The organism is Streptomyces sp. NTH33 (assembly GCF_003236365.1).
Classification (GTDB): Bacteria; Actinomycetota; Actinomycetes; order Streptomycetales; family Streptomycetaceae; genus Streptomyces.
In genome coordinates, this window is sequence record NZ_POTZ01000380.1 from 1 (window position 1) to 6,749 (window position 6,749).

Sequence of the window (6,749 nt, forward strand, 5' to 3'; positions counted from 1 at the left end):
CCCGACAGCCGTTCCACCAGGTACTCCCGCACGGTGGCCCACGCCCCGCCGTCGGGCAGCCGCACCCGCGCCGGGTCCACCCCGTGACGCTGGGGGAGGGGAGCGGGTGGAGTGCGGGTCCTGCGGTGTCTCATCTCGCCCGAAGCCTACGAGGTGCCGTGCGCCCGGGGAAAACCGCTGTGCGCGGCACGGTCTCCCGCCGGCGGCCGGTCCGGGCAGCGCCGAAGCGGCGGCACCCGTTCCGGTGCCGCCGCTTCGGCGTGCTCACGCGGCCGGGGCCGTGCCCTCCTGTTCGGCCTCGACGCGGGCGTTCCACTCGCGCTTGGCCGCCTGCCAGCCGTCCTCGTTGTGGCCCAGGCGCCAGTAGCCGGAAATGGACAGGTCCTCGCGGGGGACGGCGCGCTCGACGCGCAGCAGGCGGCGCAGCTCCTTGACGAAGCCGGCCTCGCCGTGCACGAACGCGTGCACCCGGCCCCCGGGGAAGTCCAGCGCCCGTACGGCCTCCACCAGCGCCTGGCCGACGGGTCGCTCCCCGCGGTGCAGCCAGACCACCTCCACGTCGGAGTCGATCTTCTGCTCCTCCTCGGGGCCGGCGACCTCGATGAAGGCGTGGGCCGTGGCGCCCTCGGGCAGGGCCTCCAGGGAACGGGCGATCGCCGGCAGGGCGCTCTCGTCGCCGGCGAGCAGGTGCCAGTCGGCGCTCGGGTCGGGGGCGTAGGCACCGCCGGGGCCCAGGAAGCGCACGGTCTCGCCCGGCCGCGCGAGCAGCGCCCAGGGGCCGGCCAGGCCCGCGTCGCCGTGGATCACGAAGTCCAGGGTCAGCTCGCGGTGCTCGGGGTCCCAGGCGCGCACGGTGTACGTCCGCGTCACCGGCCACCGCTCGCGCGGGAACTCCTCGCGGATCCGCTGCATGTCGAAGGGCTCGGGATAGGTGACCCCGTCGGCAGGGAACAGCAGCTTCACGTAGTGGTCCGTGCACGTGTCGGCCGAGAAGTCCGCCAGGCCGTCACCGCCGAGCACGACGCGCTGCATGTTCGGGGTCAGCCGTTCGGTGCGGACGACCCGCGCGGTGTGCACCCTGCGCGGCTTGCGCGCCGGACGTTCTGCCATGACGGCCTCCCTGTTCCACTACTTAGGTTTACCTAAGTTAACATGGCGGCCGTCACGTCCCCAGCGTGTCGAGCAGTCGCCGCAGGGAACCTCCCAGCCCCCAGCGGGCGGCCAGCTCCTGGACCGCCGCCGGATCGCGCGGGGTGCACGGCAGCGACGTGTCCACGTCCGGCAGCGGGACGTCGATGGCCACGCGCACGACCTTCGGCGCCACCGCGAGATACGGCCGTGCCTCGTCGAGCCGCTTCCGCTGCGACGGCGTGAGCTTCGACCCCGGGTCGTCGACGGCAGCCATGATCCCGGCCAGGTCGCCGAACTCGGCGAGCAGCCTGGCCGCCGTCTTCTCCCCGATGCCGGGCACCCCCGGCAGCCCGTCGCTCGGGTCACCGCGCAGCAGGGCCAGATCCGCGTACCCGCTGCCGCCGACCCCATACTTCTCCCGCAGCGCCGCCTCGTCGGTGGTCCGCAGCGTGCCCACGCCCTTCACCGGGTACAGCACGCGCACCCCGCGCGCGTCGTCCACCAGCTGGTACAGATCCCGGTCCCCGGTGACGATGTCGACCGGGCCCTTCGCCCGCGCCGTGAAGGCGCCGATCACGTCGTCCGCCTCGTACCCCGCGACGCCCACGCGCGCGATGCCGACGGCGTCCAGCACGGACTCGATCACCGGGACCTGCGGGGAGAGGGTGTCGGGCACCTCCTCCTCGTCCGGGCCGCCCTCGTGCTCCTCGGCGACCCGGTGCGCCTTGTAGGAGGGGATCAGCTCCACCCGCCACGCCGGCCGCCAGTCGGCGTCCATGCAGGCCACCAGGTGGCCGGGCCGGTGGTCCTTCACCAGGCGGTCGACGAAGTCGAGCAGTCCGCGCACGGCGTTCACCGGCGTACCGTCCGGGGCCCTGACCGACTCCGGCACGCCGAAGTAGGCGCGGAAGTACAGGGAGGCGGTGTCGAGGAGCATCAGTCGTCCGGTCACGCCCCGCATCATGCCGTACGGCACTGACAGTCACCCGCCGCGTGAGGGCGGACGGCCCGGCCGGAAAAGGGATCGAATAGTGATCCTGCTCACAGTTCTGTTTCGGCCAAGGAGGTCTGGGCAGGCGCGAGTCCGGATCAGAGGTGGTTGATTCCTTCAACTGTTAGCCCTCCTCCGGATCCCGTCCTTGGCCCCGAGACAAGAGGTAAGCGTGTCTTCAAGACTGCAGGCCCAACACCTGTTCAAGGTGTTCGGCCGACGACCGGACGAGGCAGTGGAGAAACTACGGCAGGGCGCCGACCGTGAGGACCTGCGCGCCCGCGGCACCACCGCCGCCGTGATCGACGCGTCCTTCACCGTCGAACCCGGCCAGATCTTCGTCGTCATGGGCCTGTCCGGCTCCGGCAAGTCCACGCTCCTGCGGATGCTGAACGGACTGCTCGAGCCGACCGCCGGCACCGTCAGTTTCGACGGCCAGGACCTGACCGCGCTCAGCGCCCGCGAGCTGCGCGAGGTCCGCTCCAGGAAGATCAGCATGGTCTTCCAGCACTTCGCGCTCTTCCCGCACCGCAGCGTCCGCGAGAACGCCGCCTACGGACTGGAAGTGCAGGGCGTGCCCCGCGCCGAGCGCGAACGCCGCGCCGACGAGGCGCTCGCCCTGTGCGGCCTGGCCGGCTGGGAGAAGTCCTGGCCCGACGAGCTGTCCGGCGGCATGCAGCAGCGCGTGGGCCTGGCCCGCGCCCTGGCCACCGACGCCGGCCTGCTGCTGATGGACGAGTCCTTCAGCGCCCTGGACCCGCTGATTCGCCGCGACATGCAGGACCAGCTGCTCCAGCTGCAGAAGACGCTGAAGAAGACCATCGTCTTCATCACCCACGACCTCAACGAGGCCATGCGCCTGGGCGACCGGATCGCCGTCATGCGCGACGGCCGCATCGTGCAGACCGGGACCGCGGAGGACATCCTGCTGCGCCCCGCCGACGACTACGTCGCCTCCTTCACCCAGGACGTCGACCGCTCCCGGGTGCTGACCGCGGAGGCGGTCATGGACCGCGAGGTGCGCGGCGACGAGGCCGACTGCGGCTGCGACACCGCCACCCCGCACACCCCGTTCACCGAGCTGTGCGCGATCAGCGCCCGCGTGCCCCACCCGGTCGCGGTGCTGGACGAGGACCGGGAACTCGTCGGCGTCGTCCGGCGCCGGCGCCTCGTCGGCTTCCTCGGCGACGAGCAGGGCACCCCGGTGAGCTGCGACGCTCCGCGGGACAAGGGCGGCGAGAAGGAGGTGGCCCGTGCCTAGGATTCCGCTCGGCGACTGGGTCAACTCCACGGTCGACTGGCTGCTCGGCCACATGGCCTGGCTCTTCGACTTCTGCAAGTCGGTCTTCACCGGCTCCTACGACGGGATCAACGCCGTCCTCCAGGCGCCGCACCCGCTGCTGCTCGCCGGTATCTTCGCCGTGCTCGCCTGGTGGCTGCGCGGCTCCTTCGCCGGTGTGCTCACCTTCGTGGGGTTCGCCTTCATCGACTCCATGGGGCTGTGGTCGAACGCGATGGTGACCCTGTCGCTGGTCCTGGTCGCCACGATCATCGCGCTGGTGATCTCGGTGCCGGTCGGCATCTGGGCGGCCCGCTCCGACCGGGTCAGCGCCGCCGTCCGGCCGGTCCTGGACTTCATGCAGACGCTGCCGGCGATGGTCTACCTCATCCCGGCCATCCTGTTCTTCGGCACGGGCGCCTCCGCGGGCATCGTCGCCACCCTGATCTTCGCCCTCGCGCCCGGCGTGCGTATGACCGAGCTGGGCATCCGCCAGGTCGACAAGGAACTGGTGGAGGCGGCCGAGGCGTTCGGCACCACGCCCCGCAACACGCTGCTGCGCGTCCAGCTGCCGCTGGCCCTGCCCACCGTCATGGCCGGCGTCAACCAGGTGATCATGCTCGGCCTGTCCATGGCCGCGATCGCCGGCATGGTCGGCACCGGCGGCCTCGGCGGCGACGTCAACGAGGCCATCGGCCAGCTCAACATCGGCCTCGGCGCCGAGTCCGGCGTCGCCATCGTGATCCTCGCGATCTACCTGGACCGCATGACCAGCGCCCTGGGCACCGAGGTCTCCCCGCTCGGCCGGCGCGCCGCCGCCAGGGCACGGGCCGCCAAGGGACTGAAGATCTGGTCCTACCGGCCGCAGCCGCAGATCGCCGTCATCGGTGTGGTGATCCTCGCCCTCGTGGCGGGCGGCATGGGCATCTTCGGCGGCAACGGCGCCAGCTCGACCACCGCCTCCGACGGCGGCGACGTCGGCAAGGGCAGGAAGATCACCATCGGGTACATCCCGTGGGACGAGGGCGTCGCCTCCACCTACCTGTGGAAGGAGATCCTCGAACGGCGCGGCTACAAGGTCGAGGCCCGGCAGTTCGACGCGGGGCCCCTCTACACCGCCCTCGCCCAGGGCAGCGTCGACTTCCATACCGACGCCTGGCTGCCGGTCACCCACGAGCAGTACTGGAAGAAGTACGGCAAGCAGCTCGAGGACCTCGGCTCCTGGTACGGCCCGACCTCCCTGGAGCTGACCGTCCCCTCGTACATGAAGGACGTCGACTCGCTGGCGGACCTCAAGGGCAAGGCGTCCGCCTTCGGCGGGAAGGTCACCGGCATCGAGTCCAGCGCCGGCATGATGGGCCTGCTCAAGAGCAAGGTCCTCAAGGAGTACGGCCTGGACAGGGAGTACAAGGTCGTCGACAGCTCCACGCCCGCGATGCTGGCCGAGCTCAAGCGCGCCTACAGCAAGAAGGAACCGATCGTCGTCACGCTCTGGTCGCCGCACTGGGCGTACAGCGACTACGACTTGAAGAAGCTGGAGGACCCCAAGGGCGCCTGGGGCACCGGCGACGGCGTGCACACGCTCGCCCGCAAGGGCTTCGCCGCCGACGACCCGGTGGCCGGCGGCTGGCTGAAGAACTTCAAGCTGAGCGAGAAGCAGCTCACCGGCCTCGAGTCCGAGATCAACAAGGCGGGCAAGGGCCGGCAGCAGGACGCCGTGCGCACCTGGCTGAAGGACAACCCGGACGTCGTCGACAAGCTCGCCCCGATACCGGCCGGCTCCTCCGCCAGGTCGGCCGACGACAGGAGCGCCCCGGACGTCGAGTAGTCCCGGACGCCGCCCGAGGGGCGGGCCTCTCCCCACATCCACGTGGGCGGGGCCCGCCCCTCATCCGTGCGCACGGTCGGAATCCGGCCAACCACCCGGAGTCACGCCCGTACCCCTCGGTCCCGCGCGATCCTTACAGGAACGTGACGGCCGCATGAAACTGTTTGCCGAACATGCGTAGGGTGCAGAGAGCTCCTCAGAAGGAGTGCGCCCGCGACCGGGCTCAAGGGCCGCGGCCCCAGGAGCAGCGGACCGACGAGTGGAGGAGGGAGCCGGAGCGATGGGCGACCACAAAGAACAGCCCCTTCGCGTGGGCGCGGCCGTACGGCGGCGGCGCCGCGCGCTGGGCCTCACCCTTGCCGTCGTGGCCGACCGCAGCGGTCTGTCGGTGCCCTTCCTGAGCCAGATCGAGAACGACCGGGCCCGCCCCAGCACGAGCTCCCTGGAGAAGGTCGCCGACGCGCTGCGCACCACCGCCGTGGAACTGCTCGCGGCGGCCGACCCGGCATGCAGCGTCGACGTCGTGCGCGCCGAGGCCACCGAGCTGGAGCCCGAGCCCCGGATGCGTTCCCTGGTGCGCGGCCACCACCAGCTGCACGCCTCGGAGTTCACCGGCGACCACGACACCGGCCGCGAGTTCCAGCACCGCAACGACGAGTTGATGTACGTCGCCGACGGAGCGGTGGAGATCGAGGCCGAGGGCCGAGCCTACCGGCTGGTGCGCGGCGACACCATGTACCTCACCGGAGGGGTCCGCCACCGCTGGCGGGCGACCGTGCCGGACACACGGCTGATCGTGGTCGCGGTCGCGGAGCACATCGAGGCGGTGCAGGACCGGACGCGCTGATGCGGGCCGTCTCCCTGGTGCCCTCGCTCAGGGGATTTGCGTCCATCGAGCCATAAACTGGGCTGATGGCAAGGTCCGAGGCGAACCGAGGCGGCGGTGAGGCCGGAGCAGGACGGCCGCCGGGGTCCTCACTGGCGCACCGGGTGCCGGACCTGGGCGCGCTGGAACTGCTGCTGGCGGTCGCACGGCTGGGGAGTCTCGGCGGGGCGGCGCGGGAGCTGGGCATCACCCAGCCGGCGGCCAGCAGCCGGATCCGTTCCATGGAACGGCAACTGGGCATGGCGCTGGTGGACCGCTCGCCGCGCGGGTCGCGGCTGACGGACGCCGGAGCCCTGGTCACCGACTGGGCGCGGCGGATCATGGAGGCGGCGGAGGCATTCGACGCGGGCGCGCAGGCGCTGCGCGACCGGCGGGACTCGCGGCTGCGGGTGGCGGCCAGTATGACGATCGCGGAGTACCTGCTGCCCGGATGGCTGATCGCGCTGCGCGTGCGACGGCCGGACACGGCGGTGTCGCTGCTCGCCGGGAACTCCGCGGTGGTGGCCGAGCGGCTGCTGGCGGGCGAGGCGGACCTCGGTTTCGTGGAGGGGCTGTCGGCGCCGTCCGGTCTGGACTCCGTGGTGATCGGCCACGACCACCTGGTCGTGGTGACGGCCCCGGCCCACCCCTGGGC

The 6,749-nt window shown here is 71.7% G+C and carries 5 protein-coding genes and 2 pseudogenes; 4 read left to right on the forward strand and 3 right to left on the reverse strand.

Annotation, left to right across the window (positions count from 1 at the left end):
• From C1I97_RS41835 to C1I97_RS27895, 3 genes and pseudogenes are all read right to left on the reverse strand, one after another.
• Nucleotides 1–134 (reverse strand): annotated as a pseudogene (locus C1I97_RS41835) (pseudouridylate synthase); the annotation flags it as partial.
• A 130-nt stretch (nucleotides 135–264) separates the two neighbouring features.
• Entirely contained in the window at nucleotides 265–1,110 is an 846-nt protein-coding gene (locus tag C1I97_RS27890) for a siderophore-interacting protein (protein ID WP_111005905.1), read from the reverse strand.
• A 52-nt stretch (nucleotides 1,111–1,162) separates the two neighbouring features.
• Entirely contained in the window at nucleotides 1,163–2,092 is a 930-nt protein-coding gene (locus tag C1I97_RS27895; protein WP_258382766.1) for a 5'-3' exonuclease, read from the reverse strand.
• Nucleotides 2,093–2,294: 202 nt separating this feature from the next.
• On the opposite strand from C1I97_RS27895, the gene C1I97_RS27900 reads away from it, so the two are divergent.
• The 4 genes and pseudogenes from C1I97_RS27900 to C1I97_RS27915 all read left to right on the forward strand — a co-directional run.
• Nucleotides 2,295–3,383 carry a quaternary amine ABC transporter ATP-binding protein gene (locus C1I97_RS27900; protein ID WP_111005906.1) on the forward strand — a complete coding sequence of 363 codons (1,089 nt, stop codon included), beginning with the start codon at nucleotides 2,295–2,297 and terminating at the stop codon, nucleotides 3,381–3,383.
• Nucleotides 3,376–5,223: pseudogene (locus tag C1I97_RS27905) on the forward strand (ABC transporter permease/substrate binding protein); the annotation flags it as partial. The gene C1I97_RS27900 and the pseudogene C1I97_RS27905, both read left to right, overlap by 8 nt.
• 286 nt (nucleotides 5,224–5,509) lie before the next feature.
• Complete coding sequence (locus C1I97_RS27910) at nucleotides 5,510–6,076, forward strand: helix-turn-helix domain-containing protein (RefSeq protein ID WP_111005907.1); 567 nt, start codon at nucleotides 5,510–5,512, stop codon at nucleotides 6,074–6,076.
• 65 nt (nucleotides 6,077–6,141) lie between these two features.
• The coding region (locus C1I97_RS27915) for a LysR family transcriptional regulator (protein WP_146608312.1) at nucleotides 6,142–6,749 on the forward strand (608 nt) is incomplete at its 3' end.

What these genes read in the sequence shown, in the direction of transcription:
- C1I97_RS27890 (WP_111005905.1), bottom strand. Translation starts at nt 1,110, where the DNA reads ATGGCAGAACGTCCGGCGCGCAAGCCGCGCAGGGTGCACACCGCGCGG.
- C1I97_RS27895 (WP_258382766.1), bottom strand. Translation starts at nt 2,092, where the DNA reads ATGCGGGGCGTGACCGGACGACTGATGCTCCTCGACACCGCCTCCCTG.
- C1I97_RS27910 (WP_111005907.1), top strand. Translation starts at nt 5,510, where the DNA reads ATGGGCGACCACAAAGAACAGCCCCTTCGCGTGGGCGCGGCCGTACGG.